Annotated in this window: 24 protein-coding genes; 8 read left to right on the top strand and 16 right to left on the bottom strand. The window is 65.0% G+C overall.

The genetic code is table 11. From position 1 onward, the window contains the following. Positions 1-31: 31 nt before the first annotated feature. Positions 32-763, top strand: coding sequence for a CPBP family intramembrane glutamic endopeptidase (locus CSQ93_RS20625; protein WP_099379641.1), 732 nt, complete (start codon positions 32-34; stop codon positions 761-763). 43 nt (positions 764-806) lie between these two features. Further along, positions 807-1,346, top strand: coding sequence for a gamma carbonic anhydrase family protein (locus CSQ93_RS20620; RefSeq protein WP_099379640.1), 540 nt, complete (start codon positions 807-809; stop codon positions 1,344-1,346). A gap of 4 nt (positions 1,347-1,350) precedes the next feature. On the opposite strand, the gene CSQ93_RS20615 is transcribed toward CSQ93_RS20620, so the two are convergent. From CSQ93_RS20615 to CSQ93_RS20575, 9 genes are all read right to left on the bottom strand, one after another. Continuing rightward, positions 1,351-1,710, bottom strand: a complete 360-nt coding sequence (locus tag CSQ93_RS20615) for a hypothetical protein (protein ID WP_099379639.1) — start codon at positions 1,708-1,710, stop codon at positions 1,351-1,353. Next, positions 1,692-2,087, bottom strand: coding sequence for a helix-turn-helix domain-containing protein (locus CSQ93_RS20610; protein WP_099379638.1), 396 nt, complete (start codon positions 2,085-2,087; stop codon positions 1,692-1,694). The genes CSQ93_RS20615 and CSQ93_RS20610 overlap by 19 nt, the downstream gene beginning before the upstream one ends. 82 nt (positions 2,088-2,169) lie before the next feature. Then, positions 2,170-3,087: an acyl-CoA desaturase gene (locus CSQ93_RS20605; protein WP_199534466.1), complete on the bottom strand. Its 918-nt coding sequence runs from the start codon at positions 3,085-3,087 to the stop codon at positions 2,170-2,172. Beyond that, positions 3,084-3,401, bottom strand: a complete 318-nt coding sequence (locus tag CSQ93_RS20600) for a DUF3144 domain-containing protein (protein ID WP_034782889.1) — start codon at positions 3,399-3,401, stop codon at positions 3,084-3,086. Before CSQ93_RS20600 ends, CSQ93_RS20605 begins: the two co-directional genes overlap by 4 nt. Before the next feature lie 70 nt (positions 3,402-3,471). Beyond that, positions 3,472-3,942: a gluconokinase gene (locus CSQ93_RS20595; protein ID WP_099379690.1), complete on the bottom strand. Its 471-nt coding sequence runs from the start codon at positions 3,940-3,942 to the stop codon at positions 3,472-3,474. 32 nt (positions 3,943-3,974) lie between these two features. Next, positions 3,975-4,478: an OmpA family protein gene (locus tag CSQ93_RS20590; protein ID WP_099379637.1), complete on the bottom strand. Its 504-nt coding sequence runs from the start codon at positions 4,476-4,478 to the stop codon at positions 3,975-3,977. A 16-nt stretch (positions 4,479-4,494) separates the two neighbouring features. Continuing rightward, positions 4,495-5,766, bottom strand: coding sequence for a diguanylate cyclase domain-containing protein (locus CSQ93_RS20585; RefSeq protein ID WP_099379636.1), 1,272 nt, complete (start codon positions 5,764-5,766; stop codon positions 4,495-4,497). Further along, entirely contained in the window at positions 5,763-6,344 is a 582-nt protein-coding gene (locus CSQ93_RS20580; RefSeq protein ID WP_233516276.1) for a YfiR family protein, read from the bottom strand. Before CSQ93_RS20580 ends, CSQ93_RS20585 begins: the two co-directional genes overlap by 4 nt. Before the next feature lie 195 nt (positions 6,345-6,539). Beyond that, on the bottom strand, positions 6,540-8,192 hold the full coding sequence (locus tag CSQ93_RS20575) for a Na+/H+ antiporter (RefSeq protein WP_099379635.1): 1,653 nt from the start codon (positions 8,190-8,192) through the stop codon (positions 6,540-6,542). 195 nt (positions 8,193-8,387) lie between these two features. Between CSQ93_RS20575 and CSQ93_RS20570 the strand changes: the two genes are divergently transcribed. The 4 genes from CSQ93_RS20570 to CSQ93_RS20555 all read left to right on the top strand — a co-directional run bounded on the left by CSQ93_RS20570 (position 8,388) and on the right by CSQ93_RS20555 (position 13,338). Next, positions 8,388-9,686, top strand: a complete 1,299-nt coding sequence (locus CSQ93_RS20570; protein WP_099379634.1) for a cytochrome c — start codon at positions 8,388-8,390, stop codon at positions 9,684-9,686. Positions 9,687-9,715: 29 nt separating this feature from the next. After that, the gene (locus tag CSQ93_RS20565) at positions 9,716-10,183 is read left to right on the top strand and encodes a (2Fe-2S)-binding protein (RefSeq protein ID WP_099379633.1); all 468 of its coding nucleotides are present in this window, start codon (positions 9,716-9,718) and stop codon (positions 10,181-10,183) included. Then, positions 10,176-12,494 carry a xanthine dehydrogenase family protein molybdopterin-binding subunit gene (locus CSQ93_RS20560; protein ID WP_099379632.1) on the top strand — a complete coding sequence of 773 codons (2,319 nt, stop codon included), beginning with the start codon at positions 10,176-10,178 and terminating at the stop codon, positions 12,492-12,494. The genes CSQ93_RS20565 and CSQ93_RS20560 overlap by 8 nt, the downstream gene beginning before the upstream one ends. Before the next feature lie 178 nt (positions 12,495-12,672). Continuing rightward, positions 12,673-13,338 (top strand): dienelactone hydrolase family protein, encoded by a 666-nt coding sequence (locus CSQ93_RS20555; RefSeq protein WP_099379631.1) that lies wholly within the window; start codon positions 12,673-12,675, stop codon positions 13,336-13,338. A gap of 9 nt (positions 13,339-13,347) precedes the next feature. Here CSQ93_RS20555 and fghA read toward each other — a convergent pair whose 3' ends face one another. The 6 genes from fghA to CSQ93_RS20525 all read right to left on the bottom strand — a co-directional run bounded on the left by fghA (position 13,348) and on the right by CSQ93_RS20525 (position 17,175). Next, the gene (fghA, locus tag CSQ93_RS20550; RefSeq protein ID WP_099379630.1) at positions 13,348-14,214 is read right to left on the bottom strand and encodes an S-formylglutathione hydrolase; all 867 of its coding nucleotides are present in this window, start codon (positions 14,212-14,214) and stop codon (positions 13,348-13,350) included. 56 nt (positions 14,215-14,270) lie between these two features. Then, positions 14,271-15,134 carry an NAD-dependent protein deacetylase gene (locus tag CSQ93_RS20545; protein ID WP_099379629.1) on the bottom strand — a complete coding sequence of 288 codons (864 nt, stop codon included), beginning with the start codon at positions 15,132-15,134 and terminating at the stop codon, positions 14,271-14,273. Between the two features lie 48 nt (positions 15,135-15,182). After that, complete coding sequence (gene lepB / locus CSQ93_RS20540) at positions 15,183-15,854, bottom strand: signal peptidase I (protein ID WP_099379628.1); 672 nt, start codon at positions 15,852-15,854, stop codon at positions 15,183-15,185. Positions 15,855-16,013: 159 nt separating this feature from the next. Further along, complete coding sequence (locus tag CSQ93_RS20535; protein ID WP_099379627.1) at positions 16,014-16,256, bottom strand: hypothetical protein; 243 nt, start codon at positions 16,254-16,256, stop codon at positions 16,014-16,016. Further along, a complete protein-coding gene (locus tag CSQ93_RS20530) occupies positions 16,253-16,504 on the bottom strand; it encodes a hypothetical protein (RefSeq protein ID WP_099379626.1) in 252 nt (83 codons plus the stop codon). Before CSQ93_RS20530 ends, CSQ93_RS20535 begins: the two co-directional genes overlap by 4 nt. A 131-nt stretch (positions 16,505-16,635) precedes the next feature. Further along, positions 16,636-17,175, bottom strand: a complete 540-nt coding sequence (locus tag CSQ93_RS20525) for a GNAT family N-acetyltransferase (RefSeq protein ID WP_099379625.1) — start codon at positions 17,173-17,175, stop codon at positions 16,636-16,638. A gap of 83 nt (positions 17,176-17,258) precedes the next feature. Here CSQ93_RS20525 and CSQ93_RS20520 point away from each other — a divergent pair, with 83 nt between their 5' ends. After that, positions 17,259-17,651: a VOC family protein gene (locus CSQ93_RS20520; RefSeq protein WP_099379624.1), complete on the top strand. Its 393-nt coding sequence runs from the start codon at positions 17,259-17,261 to the stop codon at positions 17,649-17,651. 1 nt (position 17,652) lies between these two features. Here CSQ93_RS20520 and CSQ93_RS20515 read toward each other — a convergent pair whose 3' ends face one another. After that, entirely contained in the window at positions 17,653-18,237 is a 585-nt protein-coding gene (locus CSQ93_RS20515) for a DinB family protein (protein ID WP_099379623.1), read from the bottom strand. A 241-nt stretch (positions 18,238-18,478) separates the two neighbouring features. Between CSQ93_RS20515 and CSQ93_RS20510 the strand changes: the two genes are divergently transcribed. Next, complete coding sequence (locus tag CSQ93_RS20510) at positions 18,479-19,405, top strand: HDOD domain-containing protein (RefSeq protein ID WP_158301306.1); 927 nt, start codon at positions 18,479-18,481, stop codon at positions 19,403-19,405. Positions 19,406-19,448 lie beyond the last annotated feature (43 nt).

Below are 19,448 nucleotides of genomic sequence, written 5' to 3'. Positions count from 1 at the left end.
CGTTGGCACCGTACTTTCCCCGATGTGAGCGATGGCCGACCTGACTTCCCTGACGCAGTATCTGCTGGCGATCACGCCCGCCTTCCTCGTCTGCGCCGCCTTGCTGCTGGCCATTCCACGGACGGTCCCGCTGCTGCGCGTGCTCGTGCACATGCTGTTTTTCGTGCTGGCGCGCGATGCGATGACGGCGCACGGCTATTGGCAAGTGGCGGCGGGCGGCTTGCGCTTCACGGCGCCGCCGCTGGTCTTGCTGGCGCTGGGCGCCATGTCGCTGGGGCTGGTGGCAAGTACTTGCTGGCTGGAAAGCGAGGCGCGCCGCCAGATCCGCTGGCTGGGCATGCGCCCGGCCCTGTCCGTGCTGCTGGGCGTGGCGGGCGCTTGCCTGATCGTCGCGCTGGCGACGGGCTTGAAAGTCCTGTTTGATTTGCCCTCGCTGGCGCCCGTCGCGCCATCCGCGCTGCCCTTGCTGCTGGGCTTTGCGCTGGCGGCCAACTGTTATGAGGAATTGCTGTTTCGCGGCTTGCTGCAGCAGCAATTGCGCGCCTGGCTGCCGGCCTGGCGCGCGGCGCTGGTGTCGGGCCTGCTGTTTGGCCTGTGCCACGCGTTTCTTGCCACCACCGTCACGCAGGTGGGCGCGCCCATCCTCGTGTTCACCGTGATCGAAGGCGTGGTGGCGGGGCTGGTATATTGCCGTGCCGGCTTGCTGGGCGCGTCCCTGGCCCATGGCCTGGCGATTTTTGCGCTGGCCGCCGGCTGGGTGTGAATCTTGTTGTTTACTTTCACTATTAATGAAAAGCGAGAAAGCGATGCCAGTCAGTTTCTACCTGAATACCCGTCCCGTCCTGGGCGAGCGCGTCTACCTGCATGACACGGCGCAAGTGATTGGCGATGTGCAGATCGGCGATGACTGTTCCATCTGGTGCAACAGCGTGCTGCGCGGCGACGTCAACCGCATCGTCATCGGCGAAGGCAGCAACATCCAGGACTTTTCCATGGGCCATGTGTCGCACAAGAACGCGGCCAAGCCCGACGGTTCACCCTTGACCATCGGCAAGTACGTGACCATCGGCCACTCCGTGATCTTGCATGGCTGCACGATCGGCGACGAGTGCCTGATCGGCATGGGCAGCATCGTCATGGATGACGTGGTGGTGGAAAAACACGTGATGCTGGGCGCGGGCAGCCTGGTGTCGCCGGGCAAGGTGCTGGAAAGCGGCCACCTGTACGTGGGCCGCCCCGCCGCCAAGGTGCGCGCACTGACGGACGCCGAGATCGCCTACCTGCGCTATTCAGCCGAGCATTATGTGCGCGTGAAGAACAACTACCTGGTGGGCGAACCGGGTTGATGCGTCAGGCTGGCGCCGTGGCCAGCGCATTGATGCGCGCCGCCATGGCGCGCGCATCAGGCACGCCCAGTACCAGGCGCGCCCATTTTTCGCCTTGCAATTCGATGACCAGTGGCTGCATGCCGCGCGTCATGAAGACGAACTGGCGGTCGCCGCCCTTGTGGTAAGTACCCGCCGAAATGACTCCCGGCAAGTTGGTGCCCGGTGCGCGCAAGCCCAGGGCCGCGCCGCGGAAACCGTCATCGTCGGTGGCGCCACGCACATGCCGCAGGGGAATGCACAGGTTGCCGTGGAAGGATGCCAGCTTTTCCCACAGGGCCAGGCGGATGGTCAGTGCATCGTCGTTCAATTCGAGGCTGGGCATGGTGTCTCCTTCGGTGGTTGATCCAGATGGCTTAACAGGCGTTCGCCCAGCAGGCGGGACGTATCGGCGCCCGTGTCCAGCACGGCGGCACGGCACAGCGCCGTGATGGCGGCGTCAGAGGGCGCCAGTTCCTTCAGGGCGATGATCAGCAAATCGACCGCTTCTTCCCGCGCCGGCCAGCCAGGCTGCAGTGCCTGTGTCAGCACGCGCTCAAACAGATGGCGCTTGGAGCCGAAAGCCTTGTACAGGCTGCCGCGCAGCAAACCCGTAGCCTTGACCAGGTCATCGATCGACGCGGCGTTGTAGCCCAGGCTGCCAAAGACGGCGGCAGCCTGGCTGGTGACGGTCGCTTCGTCAAAGTTGCGTGGTCTGGCCATGGGGCAGGAGGTAAGGTGTCTGGCGGGGCGGGATGCCCGTTTCTGTTACCACTATATGCATTGGTGAACGATTGGTCAATAACTATCTGCGGTCTGCCGTTTCGCGCAGTTCCGGCCGCGGCGCCAGGTCTTGCGGCAGGCGCAGGCCGGAGACGAGGCCCAGGCGCCGCAACAGCAGCAGCATCCACCAGCCCGGGTCCCATTCGCCCGGCAGCAGGCCCAGCCTGGCTGAACCCGGATACGCGTGATGGTTGTTGTGCCAGCATTCGCCCATGGTCAGCAGCGAGGTCAGGCGGATATTCCTGCCTTGCACGGCGGCGCCGTCGACATGAAAGTGCATTTGCCCATGGTTGTGGGCGAAGTAGCCGATCAGCCAGTGACCGAGCACGCCGGCGCTGACCCGCGCGCAGACGCCCCAGCAAACCAGGCCCCAGCCGCCCCAGACGTAGAACAGCACGGCCCACGGCAGTTGCTGCAGCATCCAGGTTTTTTCCAGAAAAAGGTAAAAGCGATCGTGCGCGATGCGCGGCTCGATGGCGATGTGCGGCGGGTGGTCGAGGTCCAGACGGCAATGCAGTTGCCACCACGCATCGCGCCAGACGCCGGCGCCGTGGCGCAAATAGGGGTGGCAGTCGGGCAGGCGCTGGGCATAGTCGCGCAGTTCATGCTGGCGCAGCAGGCCCAGCGGGCCGCTCAGGCCCACGAGCACGCCCAGGTACACGAGCAGGTATTCCAGCCATTTTGGGCATGCAAAGCTGTCGTGGATCAGCTTGCGGTGGCTGCCCAGCGAATGGCCGAACAGCAGGACGATGGCCGTACCGGCCGCAAACAACAGCAGGCCGGTCCAGCTGAAAAAGCACAGGGCGCCCGTCACGGCGCCGGCCAGCATGGCCGTCAGCCACAGCGATGGCCAAGGCGCGTAGCGCACTGTGCCGTCCAGCACGCTGTGCGCATGTGTGGCGCGGGCGCGGTGGCTGTCCAGGCTGGCTGCGATTATCAACCCTTGGGGGCCGACGACGGTTGCGTGTACTTGTCGAAGTTGGTGATGTAGTCGTTGAAGTTGTCGGTCAGCATGCGCTTGTACTGTTCCGTGAAGAAGGCCACGGCGCCTTCCTTCTCTTCCTGCATCTTGGCCACGTCGTTGCTCTTGCTGGCGACGAGGAAGGCGTTGAAGCGAGCCGCCGCGTACAGCAGCGAGGTGGCCACTTCATTGCCGCCGCTGTGCATGCATTGTTCATTGGCCAGGGCGATGACCTGGTCGGCGCGTTCCCAGAATTCAGGGCCTGGTGCTGGTTTTGTCGTTGGTGTGCTCATAAAATCCCTCATGAAAGTGCGCGCCAGTCTACACAGGGGGGCGCGGGCTGTCCAGCCGCGCGGCTGCCAGTCAGGGCGCTTGCAGGATCTGTTCCACCAGCACGGCCAGCGGCTGGCGGATGTCGAGCACGATGCCGGTTTCGTCGGCCTGCAGGGGCTGCAGGGTGGCCAGCTGGCTGTCGAGCAGGCTGGGCGGCATGAAGTGACCAGGGCGCTGCAAACGGCTTTCCAGCACGGCGCGCGGGCCGTCCAGGTGGGCAAAGCGCAGGGCCGGGTCGCCTGCGCGCAGCACGTCGCGGTAGGCGCGTTTCAGGGCCGAGCAGGAGACGACGAGGCCGCTGCCTTGCGCGCGGGCCGTGGCGATGCGCTCGCGCAGGGCGGCCAGCCAGCCGGCCCGGTCGGCATCGTCGAGCGGGATGCCGGCCGCCATCTTGGCCACGTTTTCCGGGGGATGTACGTCGTCGCCTTCCACGTAGGGCACGCGCAAGGCTTCCGCCAGCCGGCTGCCGACGGCGCTCTTGCCGCAGCCGGACACGCCCATCACGACCCAGCGCACGGCGGGCACGCCCAGGCTCAAGGCGCCGAAACGATGACGGTGACGCGGCGGTTTTCTGCCTTGCCCGTTTTGCTGGCGTTCGAGGCCACGGGCTTGCTCATGCCCAGGCCCTTGACGGTGATGTTGTCGCGCGGAATGCCCGATGCGCTCATGGCGTCGGCCACCACGTTGGCGCGCGCCAGCGACAGCTTGTTGTTGTACGCTTCCGTGCCTTCGTTATCCGTATGGCCTTCCACGCGCATGTGGGTGATGCCCACTTTCAGCAGGGCGGCGCTGATCTTCTGGATGGCGACGCGGCTGGGCGGGATCAGCTTGGCGGCGTCGAATTCGAACAGCAGCTTGTCGGTAAAGCTCAGTTCCCAGCCTTCATCGGTCTGGTTGAAGCCTTGTTCCTTCAGGGTGGCGACTTGCTCGGCGTTGAACAGCGGTTTGGTCTCTGGCGTGCTCTGGCAGGCGGCCAGCAGGCCCAGCATGAACAAGCCGAGGAAGCCGCGGCGTAATTGCGTGTAGATGAATTGCATGGTGTTGCTCCTTGGTTCAGGGGTGAATATGGGGTTGCGGCAGGCGCGCCACCTGGCGCGTGCCGCGTTGCGCCTGCTTGGCGCGGTACATGGCTTCATCCGCCGCGCCCACCAGCGAGACGGCGTCGATGGCGTGATCGGGGAAGACGGCCACGCCGATGGTCAGCGAGCTGACGATACTGTTGCCCGTGGGCAGTTCAATGGCTTGCGCCATGGCGGCGATGATGTTGTCGGCGATGTGCATGGCATCGCTGCTGTTGCGCAGCGGCTTGAGCAGGATGGCGAATTCGTCGCCGCCCAGGCGCGCCACCAGGTCGCCCTCGCGCAATTGCTGCTTGATGCGCGCGGCGATCGTCACCAGCACCCGGTCGCCCGAGGCATGGCCGAAGGTGTCGTTGATGTATTTGAAACGGTCGCTGTCGAGAAACAGCACGGCCACCTTGCCATTGCCGACCCGCGCTTCGAGGATGGCGCGTTCCAGCTCCGCTTCCATGAAGGCGCGGTTCGACAGACCCGTCAGGCTGTCGTGGTTGGCGCGGTGCGACAGCGAGGCGTTTTCCTTTTGCAGATGGCTTTGCCATGCTTCCAGTTCGTCGAGCAGGGCGTTGAAGTCGTCATTGATCTGGTTCAACTCAGCAATATTGGCCGGCGGCACGCGCAGTTCGAACGAGCGGTCGCGCCGCACGCGGTGGGCCGTTTCCGCCAGGTGGCGCAGGGGGGACGTGATTTCCGTTTCCATGCGGCGCGACAGGCGCACGGCGACGGCCAGGCTGAGCACCAGGCAAGCGAGCAGGCAGGACAGGCCGCTGAGCAGGAAAGGCAGCAGGCTGCGGCTGTGCGGCACCAGGGTGATGCTGCCGATGGCCTGTTCATCGTGCGTGATGGGGAAAACCAGCGAATCGGGCAGCATCCAGCCCGTCAGCGCGCGTTCGATGTAGTAGCGCGTGCCATGTTCGCCCCGTTCCCAGCGGGCCAGCACCTTGCCTGCCTTGTCGTTCACCTGCGCCCGGTCGATATCTTCATTGACGCCGATCAGGGCCAGCGCTTCCCTGGCGGCCATGGGGTCGCCAAAGACGACGGCCGCCTCCACCGTATAGCTCATCGAGCGGGCCACCAGGCGCAGGTTCTGGTCCGAATACACGCGCAGGGCCAGCAGCGCCACGGCCGTCAGGGTCAGGCCGGCCGCCAGCACGGCGATCAGCGACACGCTCAGGTGGGCGCGCCGCAGCACGCTGTCGAGCGTGGGACGGGGCTTGCGCACCAGTTTTTTTGGGATGCTGGCGCTCATGGCGGCGGTCCCTTGCGACGTGCAATTTGCAAGGCGTTCGGATGCACGCGCAGGCCGCTGCGGGCGATGGCGTCGAGGTTGACGTCAAAACCGATTTGCGCCTCGTTCAGGCGCAGGCAGAACATGGTGCCCACGGTGCAGGACGTGCCCGGTTCGGCGACCGATAAAATCGGCTTGCCGATGATCTGCGCCAGCAGGTGCTCGCGCTCGCCCTCGGGCAGGCTGCCCAGGTAGATGACGTCGCATTCGCTGGCCGCGCTGGCCACTGCCGGGATTTTCACGCGGATGCGCTGGCCCAGGCTGGAGGCGGGCGTGTCGACGATGGCCGCGCCGTAGCGGGGCGCACCGACCATGCAGACGCGCACTTCCTGGCGCGCCACGGGCCAGCGCACATAACTGATGATGCCAAACAGGACCTGGGCCACCTCGGCCGGACGCCTGGCGTCGGCCGCCGCGCCCGTTTGCGCCCACGCCGCGCACGGCGCCAGCGCGCTGCAGGCAAGCAACGAGGCCAGCAGCGCGACAGCGAACAGGGCAGGCAGCGCATGGCGCTGCCGGTGGCGAGGGAAGGAGGGCACGGCGTCGGTGTCTTTATTCAGGTCGGGTGGCTACTTAAAATGTTACTCAGCAACACAGACTCTACGGAAGTCCCGGTTGAAAGTAAATCACGGCGCTACGCCATACAACCTTGCATTATAAACACGAATGTTAAAACTTGCATTCTTTGCCATGAGAATTACTTATCAACACTGCCGTGGCGCGCCAGAGTGTTGCTATTCTTCCAGTGTCGCTTCCAGCAAGTCGATTTCGCGCAGCAGGCGCAAATGGATGGTGTCGTCCAGTTCACCCGAAATGCGGCGGCGGAACAGTTCGTCCCGCTCCGCATTCAGCGCTTCCAGGCGCAGCGCGCGCTCGGCCTTGGCCAGTTCCTGCAGCCGCATCGCCTCGTCGTTGCTGCTTTCGCCGTACGCGAGGCGGCGCCGGTAGGCTTCGATCAGGCGGTTGGCCGCTTCCGTGACGACTTGCTGCTTGTCATTCTTGTCGATGCCCTCGCACACTTTTTCCAGCCGCGCGATGGCCGCTTCGGCCGCGGCGGCGCGGGCATTGCGCTCTTCCGTCGAGCGGCGCGCGGGCGGCGCGAACACCAGGCCCTTGGTCAGCAGGGGCAGGGTGACGCTGGCCAGCAGCAGCGACAATAAAATCACGCCCATGGCCAGGAAGATGACGAGGTCGCGCGCGGGAAAGCGCGTGCCGTCTGGCAAGAACAAGGGCAGGGTCAGGATGCCGGCCAGGGTCAGCGCGCCGCGCACGCCCGCGAACGAGGCCACCAGCAGCAAGCGCAGGCTGGGACGGGCCAGCAGCGCCGCGTCCTTCGATTCGCCAGCCACCTTCTTGTGGTGCTTGAACAGGGTCAGCTTCATGGAAATGAAGACCCAGAGGAAGCGCATGAAGGTCAGTCCCACGGTGATGGCGATGACGAACAGGGGCAGTTTCCAGGCGCTGCCGGCGCCGATTTCGGCCGAGGCGGCCGGCAAGCCGGCAACGGTGGTGGGCAGTTGCGCGCCCAGCATGACGAAGATCACGCCATTCAAGACCAGTTGCACGGTATCCCACACGGCCTTGCGCTGGGTGCGCGTGGCGGCCAGCGGGCGCCCGATCAGGTCGGCGTAATGCATGGACACGCCCGCCGTGGCGGCGGCCAGGATGCCGGAACCGTGGATTTGCTCGGCGCCTAGGTAGGCGGCGAACGGGATCAGGATGCTGATGAGGATTTGCAGGCCAGGCTCTTCGCCGACCTTGCTCACCAGCCATTTATTTGCCAGGCCCACGCCCCACGAGATGGCCAGGCCGATGATGATGCCGCCGCCCGCTTCCTGCAGGAAACTCAGCGAGGCGGCGCCGATGGAAAAGCCGCCCGTCATCATGGCGCCTACGGCAAACGTGAAACAGACGAGGCCCGACGCGTCGTTCAGCAGGGATTCGCCTTCGAGGATGTGCATCAGGCGCGGCGGAATCGGGTTGCCGGCGGCGATTGCCGAGACGGCCACGGGGTCGGTCGGCGACAGGATGGCGCCCAGCGCGAAGGCGACGGCCAGCGGCACGCTGGGAATCAGCCAGTCGATGAAAAAGCCCATGCCCAGCACGGTAAACAGCACCAGGCCGATGGCCAGCATCAGGATCGAGCGCGCGTCGGAAAAGAAGGCGCCCTTGGGAATGCGCCAGCCATCGAGAAACAGCAGCGGCGGAATGAAGAGCAGGAAGAAAATGTCGGGATCGAGCGGCACTTGCACGCCAAACACGGCCAATCCCGTGCCGCCGGCAATCTGGATCAGCGGCAGCGGCAGCTTGACCCAGCGCGAGCGGGCGAGAAAGCCGCACAGGACGACGGTCAACACGAGGATGAGGATGATGGTAACGGTATGCATGAAGGAGCGGCGGCGTGCTGAAACGCTGATTATAAGGCGCAGCCCGCCTGCGGGCACGGCCTGCGTGTCATTGCGTACATACAACAAGTCACAATCGCGGTAAGATTGTCACTGTGGCCCTGTTGCCGCTGCCATTGGCCGGCGGCCCATGCGCCTTGCTTTTACCCTGGCCTTTACTTTTCACTGGTTCCTGTTTTGCTCAAGAAAATCTTCACCGGCTTGCTGCTGTCGCTGGCATTGCTCATCGTGGCGGCCCTGGCCGCGTATCTGTATTACTGGCGCCCCGCGCTGGCGCCCATCGATCCGCCTGCCGCCACGGCCTTTTCCCCGCAAGTGGTGGAGCGGGGCCGCATCCTGGCGGGCATGGGCAATTGCGCCGCCTGCCATACGGCCAAGGGCGGCGCCGAGTACGCGGGCGGCCACGGCCTGGCCACGCCGTTCGGCACGATTTATGCGACGAATATCACGCCCGACAGGCAAACGGGCATCGGCCGCTGGTCGCTGGCCGCCTTCCAGCGGGCCATGCGCGAAGGCGTGGGCCGCGATGGCGCCCATTTGTATCCCGTCTTTCCGTACACCCATTTCAACCTCGTCTCGGATACGGACTTGACGGCCTTGTACGCGTATTTCATGACGCGCCCGCCCGTGTACGCGGCCGCGCCCGCCAACAGCGTGCCGTTCCCCCTGAACTTGCGGCCGCTACAGGCGGGCTGGAAGCTGCTGTTTTTCAAGCCAGCGACGTTCCAGCTTGATCCTGCGCAAGGACTGGACTGGAACCGGGGCCGCTATCTGGCCGAAGGCCTGGCCCATTGCGCCGCCTGCCACACGCCGCGCAATGCGCTGGGCGCCGAGCTTGCCGGTTCGTCCTATCTGGGCGCGCCCATCGACCACTGGTATGCGCCGGCCTTGACCAGCGCCAACACGGCACCCTTGCCATGGACGCAGGACGAGCTGTACGCCTTCCTGCGGACGGGCGCGACGGCCTTGCACGGCGTGGCGGCCGGGCCCATGTCGGCCGTTGTGCACGAAGGCATGGGCGCCTCGCCCGATAGCGATATCCGCGCGCTGTCCGTGTATTTTGCCGGCCTGGCCGGGGCGGAACAACGCCAGGTCGATACCGATACCGTTGTGAAAGCTGGCATCGAGCGCTCGCAGCGCGTCAGCCTGGTCGACAACGACCGCGGCGCCAGCCTGTACGTGGCCGCCTGCGCGTCGTGCCACTCGAACAGCGACGGCCGGCCCGTGTCCCTGCGCCCGGAACTGAGCCTGAACAGCGCCGTCAGCGCGCCCGATCCTGCCAACCTGATCCAGGTGATATTGCACGGCATCAGCAAGGATGACGCCATGCCCGGCGTGCTGATGCCCGGCTTTGCCGCCTCGCTGACAGACAATGACGTGGCCCAGCTGGCCGCCTATCTGCGCCGCAGCCGCAGCCACCAGCCGGCCTGGACGAATCTGGAAGCGGCCGTGACGCGCGCGCGTGCCGGCAAGTAATCTCTGAAAGTTTCTTATGTACAACACTCATGTATAACCTTATTGTCAATGGACAGCCCTTCGGCACCGAGGCCGACGCCGAGACGCCCCTGCTGTGGGTGCTGCGCGATGAAGTCCATTTAAAGGGCACGAAGTTTGGCTGCGGCATCGGCATGTGCGGCGCCTGCACCGTGCACGTGGATGGCCGCGCCATGCGCTCGTGCATCACGCCGATTGCCGCCGTGGCCGGCTGCGCCGTCACCACCATCGAAGGCCTCTCGCCCGATGGCACGCACCCTTTGCTGCGGGCGTGGCTGGCCACGCAGGCGCCCCAGTGCGGCTATTGCCAGTCGGGCCAGATCATGCAGGCGGCCACTTTGTTGCAAGACTATCCGCAGCCGACGGATGCGAATATCGATGCCGTCATGAGCGGCAACCTGTGCCGCTGCATGGCGTATGTGCGCATCCGCAAGGCAATTAAACTGGCGGCCGGCATGCAGGAGGCGCCCGGTGCTTAAGTTGCCGAAAGAAAATTCTGCTGCCCGTCCCAGCTCGCTGGGGCGGCGCGGCTTCCTGATCGCCGCTGCAGGCACCGGTTTTACTCTGGCCTTCCTGCGCGCTGACAGCTCCCTGGCCGCCGGCAAGGCGGCATCCGTGCCGCCCGCGAAGCCCTCAGCACCCGTGTTCGACCCCAGCATCTGGTTCCATATCGGCGTCGATGGCATGATCACCGTCAATATCGCCAAGGCGGAAATGGGCCAGCATATCGGCACGGCCCTGGCGCGTATCGTTGCCGAGGAGCTGGAGGCGGACTGGAGCAAGGTGCGCCTGCATTACGTGGATACGGACCCGAAATGGGGACTGATGGTGACGGGCGGCAGCTGGTCCGTGTGGCAGAATTTCGATCCGCTCAGCCGTGCCGGTGCGGCCGGCCGCCTCGCGCTGGTCGAGGAGGGCGCGCGCCTGTTGCGCGTGCCTGTGTCCGCCTGCCACGCCAGACTGGGCGTCGTGCATGGCCGGGGGCGGTCGATCAGCTATGGCGACATCGTGCGCCGTGGCAAGCTGGCGCGCCAGTACACGTCCGAGCAACTGAAAGCCATCGTGCTCAAGACGCCGCCGCAGCGCAGCCTGATCGGCCAGCAGGTGCAGGCGCTCGACATCCCCGCGAAAATCAATGGCACGGCCGTGTATGGAATCGATGCGGAAATCGAGGGCATGCTGTTTGCGCGTCCGAAGATCCCGCCCACGCGCTACGGCGCGAAAGTGGTGTCCATCGATGATACGGCCGCGAAAAAGGTCAAGGGCTACCTGCGCTCGTTCGCCTTGCAAGACCCCAGCGGCACAGTGCCCGGCTGGGTCATGGTGGTGGCCGAAACGTATGCGGCCGCCATGCGCGCGGCCGACCTGGTGCAAGTGAAATGGCGGGCCGGCCCGGCAGCGCACGTGGCGGAGCAGGATATTCTCAACTATGCCACCAAGCAGCTGGCCGATGCCAGCCTGGGCGCCCGCGTGGTCGATGATGACGGCGTGGAGCAAGCGTTCAAGGATGCCAGCCTGCAACTGGAACGCCACTATACGACCAGCACCGTGTTGCATTTCCAGCTGGAACCGGTGAATGCCCTGGCGCAGGAAATCGACGGCATTTGGCACATTCATGCGGGCAATCAGTGGCAATCACTGATCCTGCCCGTGCTGGCGCAAGCGTTGAATGTGCCGGAAAGCAAGGTGATGCTGCACACCTATCTGCTCGGCGGCGGTTTCGGGCGGCGCCTGAATGGCGATTATTGCGTGCCGGCCGCGCTGGCGGCGCAAGCCGTGGGGCGCCCCGTCAAGATGATTTGCACGCGGGCCGACGACGCCCGTTTCGATTCGCCCCGTTCGCCGTCCGTGCAGCATGTGCGCATGGCGTTCGACGCCGCCGGCAAGGTGTCGGCCATGGTGCACGAGGCCAGCGCGGGCTGGCCCACGCAAGCGATGATTCCCGCTTTCCTGGCCAAGGATAAGCAGGGTCATCCGTACGACCCGTTCGCCATCGCCGGCGCCGACCACTGGTACACGGTGGGCGCGCAGCGCGTGCGGGCCGTGTCGAACGACCTGGCCAACAGCAGTTTCCGCCCCGGCTGGCTGCGCTCCGTGGGGCCGGGCTGGACGAATTGGGCTGTGGAAAGTTTCATGGACGAGGCGGCGCAGGCGGCCAAGGTCGATCCGCTGGCGTTCCGGCTGTCCTTGCTGCAGGCCACGGGGAGAAATGCGGGCAGCGCGCCGAACGCCGTCGGCGGCGCCGCGCGCCTGGCCCACGTGCTGCAGCGGGTGGCGGACAAGGCCGGCTGGGGCACGGCCATGCCGCCCGACACGGGCCTGGGCATCGCCGCCACCTTCGGCCAGGAACGCGACATGCCCACCTGGACGGCGTGCGTGGCGCGAGTCAAGGTCGATCGCAGCACTTGCATGGTGAAAGTCGAAAAGCTGTTCATGGTGATCGACGCGGGCAGCATCGTCGACCCCGATGGCGCGCTGGCGCAGGCGGAAGGGGGCGCCCTGTGGGGCGTGAGCATGGCCTTGCATGAGGGAACGGCTTTCCTGAACGGCGAAGTGAAGGATACCAATCTGAATACCTACACGCCCTTGCGCATGGCCGACGTGCCCGAGCTCGATATCGAATTTGTGGCCAGCACGGCAACGGCGACGGGCATGGGCGAACCGCCCACGACAGCCGTGGCGCCGGCGATCGGCAATGCCATCTTCGCCGCCGTGGCTTCGCGCGTGCGGCATTTGCCGATCCGCCCGGAAGCCGTGCTGAAGGGGCTGGACCGGCACGGCGCCGTATAGTCTTGCCTTCCTGGCGGCGAGGCGTGAACGGCCGCGCAGGAATGGCCGTGGGCTGCTACACTGAGCTTAGTCGCCCGGGGCATGCAGGCTGTCCCCCGGCCCGGCAAGATCAGCGTAAAATCAGCGCACAGCTTGACTTCAGCTTTAGCTTGATCCCAGCTCGATTGCGGAGGCAACCATGCAAGAACAATTTGTCAGCATTACGGCCGATGAACTTCAAATGGATGGCGTGCTTGACATGCCCGAGCGGCCCGTGGGCATCGTCCTGTTTGCCCACGGCGCAGGCGCCGACAGCGACTACCTGGGCGCCTCCAGCCATGCCACTTCCCAGGATTTTTTGCGAGCGGGCATCGCCACCCTGCGTTTCGACCAGGGCGGTGTCGGGCCTGGCGGCGGCAGCAATGGCCACGCGTATTTCGTGCGCAGCGATATCGTGCTGCTGGCGCGCCAACTGGAAAAAGCCCTGGGCTGGCTGCAGCTCGACGCATCCACGCGGCGCTTGCCCTGCGGCCTGTACGGCTATGGCACCAGCGCTGCCGTCGTGATGCAGCTGGCGGCCTGGCGCAGCGCGGAAATCGCCGCGCTGGCCGTCTGCGATGGCCAGGTGGAAATGGCCGGCAAGGCGGCGCTGGAAAACGTGCGCGTGCCATCGTTGCTGATCGTGGGCGGGCGCGACCCCGACGTGGCCGGCCTGAACCGCATGGCGTTCGCCACCTTGCGCTGCGACAAACAACTGGAACAGATCGCCGCACCTGGCGGCCCCGACACGCGGCACCAGGCGGCCCTGCTGGCCACGGACTGGTACACGCGCCACTTCAACGGGCATACCAGCACGGCGCAGTAGCGCAGCGGATCAGGCGGCGCGCAAGTTCTTCGCATGGAAGCGCACATGCTCTTCCATGAAGCTGGCGATGAAGTAATAGCCGTGGTCGTAGCCGGCATGGCGGCGCAGCCGTAATGGCTGGCCGGCGTCGCGGCACGCCGCTTCGAATACTTCGGGGTACAGTTGCTCCGGTAAAAACTTGTCGGCCAGGCCCTGGTCGATCAAAATGCCGTTAGGAAACAGTGCCGGTTTGCCTTGCAGGCCGCGCATCAGCGCGCTGGCGTCGTACTGTTGCCAGCTGGACTCATCGCTGCCCAGGTAGCCCGTGAAAGCCTTTTTCCCCCACGGACACTCGCTCGGTGCGGCGATGGGGGCGAAGGCGGATACGGAGCGGAACAGTTCCGGGTTGCGCAAGGCCAGCACCAGCGCGCCATGGCCGCCCATCGAGTGGCCGAAAATACCCGTGCGTTGCGCATCGATCGCCAGTTCCTGTTCCAGCAGGGCGCGCAGTTCCAGCAGGTAGCTATACATCCGATAATGGTTGCTCCACGGCGCCTCGGTGGCGTCCACGTAAAAGCCGGCGCCCACGCCGAAATCCCAGGAATCGCTTTCGCCCGCAATGGTCGCGCCACGGGGGCTGGTGTCGGGGGCGATCAGGATCACGCCTTCCTCGGCCGCCACGCGCTGCGCGCCGCCCTTGATCATGAATGTTTCTTCCGTGCAGGTCAGGCCCGCCAGGTAAAACAGGGCGGGGCGTTTGGTGGTGGCAGTGGCGCCTGGCGCCGTGTCGGGAATGAAGGCCGAGAAACGCATGGGCAAGCCGATGGCTTGCGTGTCGTGGCGATAAAAGCGTTGTACGCCGCCAAAACAGGCGTGTTCACTCAACAGTTCCAGCATGAATTCTCCTCGTTAATCGCACAGTATAGCGAGAGCGGCGCAGCGCCGGCACGGGATCAGCCCAGCATGGCCGCTAATGCAGGCAAGATGTCTTGTACCGGGGCTTCGGTCTTGAAGGTCAGTAAATGGTCGGCGCGCGTCTTGCCCAGGTTGATGGCGGCCACAGGCTTGCCCGTTTCGGCCGCCATGCGGCACAGGCGAAAGCTCGAATACACCATGACCGATGAACCCACTACCAGCAGGGCGCTGGCCGTGCGCATCTTGCTTTCGGCTTCGGCCGCGCAGGCGGCGGGCACGCCATCGCCGAAAAACACCACGTCGGGCTGCAGGGTGCCGCCGCAACGGGGACAGACGGGCAGGTGGAAGGTGGCCAGCTGCGATGGTTCCAGCAAGGCGTCGCCATCGGGCGCTGGCGTGGCCGTGGCGCCCAGCAGTTGCGGATTGTCATGTTCGAGCTGATCCTGGATCAGGCGGCGCGTGTGGCGGGTCCGGCAATCGAGGCACACCACGCCATGTATGCTGCCGTGCAACTCCGTGACGGCTGGGCTGCCAGCCTGCTGATGCAGGCCATCCACGTTCTGCGTGACCAGGCCGCCTATTCTCCGGCGCTGGGCCAGTTGCGCGATGGCCAGGTGACCGGGATTCGGCGTGGCGCGCGCCAGGGTTGGCCAGCCGACCATGCTGCGCGCCCAGTAGCGGCGGCGCACGGTTTCCAGGCGGCGAAAATCGGGGCCTTGCACGGGCGCGTTGCCGCGCCGCACGCCTTGCGTGTCGCGGTAGTCCGGTATGCCGGACGCCGTGCTGATGCCGGCGCCCGTCAGCAGCAGCACGTCGGGATGGCGCTGCAGGAACTGCGCCAGCTGCTCAAGGGCAAGAGCGTCGCTGGCGGGCTGCTGGCTGGCGAAGGAAAAATTTTGCATGATGCGCCATGCTAACCGAAAAGCACGACGCCGTTGCAAGGGTGATGTTTATTCCAGCTTCATGCCGAAACGCTGCAGCCGCGGCTGCCAATGGTCCTGGATATTGGCCGAGACGAGGATGCGCTCGGCCTTGCCGATCAGTAATTCACGTGGCACGAAGCCGAAATAGCGCGAGTCGGCGCTGTTGTCGCGGTTGTCTCCCAGCATGAGGAAATGGTCGGCCGGCACTGTCACGGGGGCGAAGCTGCGCGCCGCGCCCGTCATTTGCGGCAAGACCTGGATGCGGTGCTGTTCGGTCTGGTTGCGTTCGCTGATGCGCTGGGCCGTCAGCCGGCCCACGTGGGCGATGGTTTCCGGCGCCGTGTCGAGCGCAGTGTACTGGGCGGGCTGGCCATTGATGACCAGCTGCTCGTTGCGCATTTCCACCGTGTCGCCGGGCAGGGCGATGATGCGCTTGATCAATCGCGTGCCGTCTTTCGGCGAAGAAAAGGTGACGATGTCGCCCCGCTGCGGTTCGCCCAGGCGCTGCAGCACGATATCGGTGAGCGGCACTTTCAGGTTGAAGGCCAGGCGGTTGACGAAGACCACGTCGCCTTCGAGCAGGTTGGGGCGCATCGACGCCGACGGTATGGGATTCCAGTCCGCCACGGCCGTGCGGAACACGCCGAACAGCAGGAGGAACATCAAAAAACCTTTGTTGGCGCGCATCCATGTGCTCATGTCGGCTCTTTCGCTGGGCTGTGCCCGTGATGGTGAAGGGGGCGCCATTGCTGCTGGCGCCATATCACGATGCACGGCGAGGCTGAAGCCAGTCTTAAATCACGCCAATGCGCGCGCCATGGCGTACCGCTGTTGCGTGCATGCATCACTACGCCGGTATCAAGGGTGCTGGCACGGTGTCTGCGTGTCGTCGCCGTTCCGCAGGCGCTTGCCGTGCAGGTCATCCCACAGTTCGCCGAGCGCCACCAGCAAGCCGCCGCCCACGAAGGGGATCGCCACCAGCCATGGCATGCTGTCGAGCCATGGCCCCAGCACGATGGCCGAGACCACGGCGATGACGATGGCACTGCACCAGAAGCGGCGCGGATGCCGCAGGATCAGCAGGTAGTGAAAGTCGTTCATACATCCTCCTTGGTGAGCATGCGGAACAGCCGGGTGGCCAGGATACTGCTGACGGCAATGACGATGCAGCCGTCCAGGAAAAACAGCACCTTGCCAACCAGGTGCATGCCTTGCACGAGATAGGCGGGCAGTTCCCGCGCTTCCGCCCACTGCGTCATGCGTGCCAGCACGATGGCGGCGGCAAAGATGACGACGGCCAATGCCAGCACCACCAGCACGTGTTCGAACAGGCGTAGCCGCAATTTCATGTTGGACTTGGCAAGGTAGGGAAGATTCCCGAACCTTGAAGTTATCAGTCCAATATCGCACTGCTTTGCGTTTGCACAAAGTCGCCGGTGATAGGATAAAAGTCGTGTTGCTGGCAGAAAAATGCGCCGTCTCAGGCCATGGTTTGCGTGTTGCGCCGTTCAAAATACAGCAAGTCCGACCAGGTATCCTGGAAGCGCATGGCCTTTTCCGAGCGGCCATACTGGTGAAAGCCGTTGCGCTGCATGACGGCGACCGAGCCCAGGTTTTGCGGCCGCGCCGTCGCTTCCAGGCGCCACAGTTCCAGTGGGCCGAAAGCCTCTTCCAGCAACAGGGCGACCACGCGGGTGGCGTAGCCGCGTCCGCCGAACCGTTCGCCGATGCGGTAACCGAGCGTTGCTTTATTGAAATAGGGGCGGGTAACGGCCGTCAGGTTGACCCGGCCGATGATTTGTCCGTCCAGTTTTGCCAGGTACTGGTAGACGAGGTCTTGCTGGCGCTCGCGCTGCGCCTGCTCGATGGCGGCGGCGATGGCTTCCCGGTGATAGTAGGATGACGCGCGCGCCGTGACCCAGTTTTCAAAATACGCGCGGTTTTCGAGTTCGAAGGCCAGCAAGGCGGGAAGGTCGCTGCTGGCCGGCGGGTGTAGCTGAAGGCGGTCGTGGTCTGGCATGGGAGCGTGTCAAAAAGCGATGCGCCATTATAATCAGCTGGCGCATTTCGCCGCACACCCGCCTGAATTCATCAAGGAGCAGCATGCTGTCCCATATTTGCCTCGGCACCAATGACTTTCCCCGCGCCTACGCCTTCTACACGGCCTTGCTGGGTGAACTCGATCTGATCGAGAAATTTCATGATCCCGCCCAACCCTGGGCCGGCTGGATGGCGCAGCAGGCGCCGCGCCCCCTGTTCGTGCTGACGGCGCCGCATGACGGCTTGCCGGCCGCGCCCGGCAATGGGCAGATGACGGCCCTCCTGGCGGCCAGCCGCGCCCAGGTGGACCGCAGCTACCAGGCTGCGCTGGCGCTGGGCGCCACCTGCGAAGGGCCGCCCGGCTTGCGCCTCCATTACCACGCGAATTACTATGGCGCCTACTTCCGCGACCTCGATGGCAACAAGCTGTGCGTCTGCTGCCACGCCGGGGAGTGATTCAGCGGGGAGCCCAGACGGCGTCTTCCGTCCAGCCCAGTTCCAGGAAATCCTGCGCCCGCTCGTCCGCTTCGCCGGCGCAATAGAATTCGTCGAGCTGGGGCGGTGCGATGCGCGTGCCGGCCAGCATGGCGTGCACTTGCCCCCGGTGGTGGATCTGGTGCTGGAACAGATGCGCCAGCATGCGCAGTCGCGTGTCGACTTGCGGCGTGTCGCGCAGGATCGTCACGGGCCGCGCCAGGTCAAGGTCGCACAGGCTGCGGCAATGGGCGATCAGGCGCGCGTCGGATGCCTGCTGTGCCGCCTGCAGCGTGGCGCAGTCGGTAAATGGCTCGTCCTTTTCAAAGAAGGCATAGCAGTCGGCATGCGGCGCTTCGCCGCGCAGCTCGCGCTCGAGCGCATCGAGGTAAAACCAGTCGCATGTGAGGATGTGGTTCAGGGTGGACTGGATGGTGGGAAAAAAGCTGACGCGCGCGGCCTGGAACTCGGCCTCGGTCAGTTCGCCGCAAGCCTTCAGCAGGCGGTGGTTGGCCCAGGCGTTGTTGCAGGCCTGAGCGGTGACGTACTGGGCCAGCATATTGCTCATGATTTACCTTGCAAAGAAGGGTAGCTGCGAGGGCGCCACTGTAGCACTTTGCGGCAGATGGGCAACGCTGGTCACGCCCGCCGTACCGGCACGGCTGTCATCAAGTAAAATCGCGGGGCGGATGTCGCGATAGTGATGCAGATAGGGCTAGAAGAATAAAATGGGTTGGATAGGAAAATTACTGAACGGCGGCGACCAAAAAAACAAGCTTGCGCCCCTCACGGCAGCGGCGGCGCCCGAGATGGCACGGCAGCCAGCCAGCATCACCGAGATCGATGCCATCTACTACCGCTGGCTGGCGGCCGCCGGTTCGGCGCAGGCGACAAAGCAGGCGGAACAGCAGATTCTGGACGAATTGACGCGCCTGGCCCGTGAGCCGATCGCCGGTGCCGCGCTGGTGCCGCGCATTCCGGCCATCATTCCGCAGTTGATGCGGACCTTGCAAAATGAAAACATGAGCGCGGCCGAGCTGTCGCGCCAGCTGGCCCAGGACGTGCTGCTGGTGGCCGAGGTCTACCGCGAAGCGAACCGGCCCCGCTACCATTCGCGCTACAACGCCAGCCCGTCGATCAACAACATGGAAGGCGCCATCATGCTGCTTGGGCAAAACGGCATGCGCATGCTGCTGGCCCGCGTCGCCTTCCGTCCCATCGTCAGCATGCAAAGCGGCGGCTTGACCATACGTACGGCGCCGCTGATCTGGCGCCAGTCCGAGAAATGCGCGCTGGCGGCCAACCTGGTTGCACCGGCCATGCAGGCCAACGCCTTTGACGCCTATCTGGCGGGACTGATGGCCAATGTCGGCCTGGTGGTGGCGTTCCGCCTGATCGACCAGATGCATGCGCCCGATGCCTTCCCGCAATCGGACGCCTTCATTGCCCAGGTGTTTGCCCAAGCGCGCATCCTGTCGGTACGGATCGCCGAATTATGGGAGTTTCCCGAGTCCGTGACCCGCGCGATCGGGCAGGCGGGCGTCGATGCCCACGACGATGCGGATCCGCAGGCCCGAGCGCTGGCGCTGGGCGACCGCTTAAGCAAGCTGCGCATGCTGGTCGATACGGGCCGCTTTCCTGCCGACGATCCCTTCGTGATGACCGGACTGGGCAAGAGTGAGCTGCTGGTGTTCGACAAGCTGGCCGACGAGGATGACGAGGATGACGAGGAGTGATGGCCGCAGGCCGGTCAACGCCGCGCCACCCCGGTAGCAGACT

Source organism: Janthinobacterium sp. BJB426, from assembly GCF_002735705.1.
In the GTDB taxonomy this organism is placed as follows: Bacteria; Pseudomonadota; Gammaproteobacteria; order Burkholderiales; family Burkholderiaceae_D; genus Janthinobacterium.
The sequence above is the reverse complement of the archived record's forward strand: the minus strand, read 5'-3'. Positions and strand labels throughout refer to the sequence as shown.